The organism is Pseudomonas sp. SDO524_S393 (genome assembly GCF_054071875.1).
Genome location: NZ_JBSVVZ010000166.1, coordinates 1 through 333, shown reverse-complemented (window position 1 = coordinate 333; position 333 = coordinate 1). Strand labels below are relative to the sequence as shown.

The 333-nt window shown below is 61.3% G+C and carries 1 protein-coding gene; it reads right to left on the bottom strand.

Features of this window, described 5'->3' with window-relative positions:
- The coding region (locus ACW9IB_RS29505) for a hypothetical protein (RefSeq protein ID WP_457416855.1) at positions 1 to 333 on the bottom strand (333 nt) is incomplete at both ends.

The window sequence follows — 333 nt, the reverse complement described above, 5'->3', positions numbered from 1 at the left end:
GCTGTTGGTCGTCGTAGTGGTAGTGGCTGACGAGCTGGCCCTGCTGGCGTTGGTGCTCCTGGCCGGAGTTGAAGAGATGGGAGGTGAGAACTGTTCCGTTCAGTTCGACGGTGGCGAGCTGACCGCCTTTACCGTGGTTGAACACCACCCGGTTGTTATCCGGCAGGCGCAGCGTGTGCAACTGCCCACAGGCGTCATAGCCATATCGCAGCGTGCCCCAGCCCTGATGTTCTGCGGTAAGGCGGTTTTGGCGGTCGTACTCGTAGGCCAGCGTCCAGTGGCCGTCTTCGACGCCTAGAAGGTTGCCTTGGCGGTCGTAGGTGTAATCGACGG